Below are 967 nucleotides of genomic sequence, written 5' to 3' on the forward strand. Positions count from 1 at the left end.
GTGGAGCGCGGTGCGGTACCAGTTGATCGGCTCGTGAAACGCTGCCGGCGGCGGCACCGCGACATAGTCCGCGCTCGGCGAATAATAGGCCTCCGCGCCACCGACCCGGAAATCCGCGCCGCTCGCGTCGATAAAAGCTTGCACCTGCGGGAGGACATCTACCTCTTCAGGAAGCTCGGGCGCGGCGCTCAACGCCTCGGGCAGCCCCTCGCACTGATCGACATTGAACACCGTGAACCGCTTGAGGAACGCCAGCTGCCGCGCCTCGCGGTCCTCGTCCCGCGCGCGCTCAGCCTCGTCCCTGGGCGTGAAGCGATCCGCATAGCAGACGGTCGTGCCCCGCTCGCCCTTGCGGACGTTACCGCCCACCGCCTGCGCCTGCCGGTAGGTCAGCCAGCGCTGCGAACTATATCCGCCCTCGATGACCGCCGCCCACAGGATCAGGACGTTGATCCCAGAATAACGCCGCCGGGTCCCCGCATTGTGCGGCATCGTGCAACCACAGGCCGCGCCATCCCAAGGCTGCACCCAGGCAGCCGCCCCTGCTCCAGCTCGGCAATCACCGCGCCGTCACCCCGGCATAGAGGCTCTCACGATTGGTCTCGGTCTTTTCCATCTTCCTCACTCCCAAACCACCGCAACCGGCGCCGGAATGGCGCGGTGGGCGGCAGGAGCGGACCGACAGTCCCGCCGATAAAGGCGGGCCGCACCCGAAGGGGCCGGAACGAATGTGTGGACGGCCCTTGCAAGTCACCTTCTGCCAAACCCTTCTCACCTTCCCCGCACCGGAACCCCGGAGTGGGGTGGGCGGCGAAAATCGACCGGAAAGGCACGCCGCAAAGGCGGGCCGCACCCGCAGGGCCACAACACCGTGGAGGACGCGGCGCAGCCGGGTTGCGGCTCGCCGAGGCGGGCCTAGCAGGGAGAGCCGGCCATCCCGCTTCGGGGGCCAGGCCAACAGATACGC

The 967-nt window shown here is 68.4% G+C and carries 1 pseudogene; it reads right to left on the minus strand.

The features are described 5' to 3' along the window. A pseudogene (locus tag IAG41_RS22875) lies at positions 1-616 on the minus strand (ArdC family protein); the annotation flags it as partial. Between the last annotated feature and the right edge of the window lie 351 nt (positions 617-967).

Source organism: Sphingomonas sp. JC676 (genome assembly GCF_014489075.1).
Taxonomy (GTDB): Bacteria; Pseudomonadota; Alphaproteobacteria; order Sphingomonadales; family Sphingomonadaceae; genus Sphingomonas.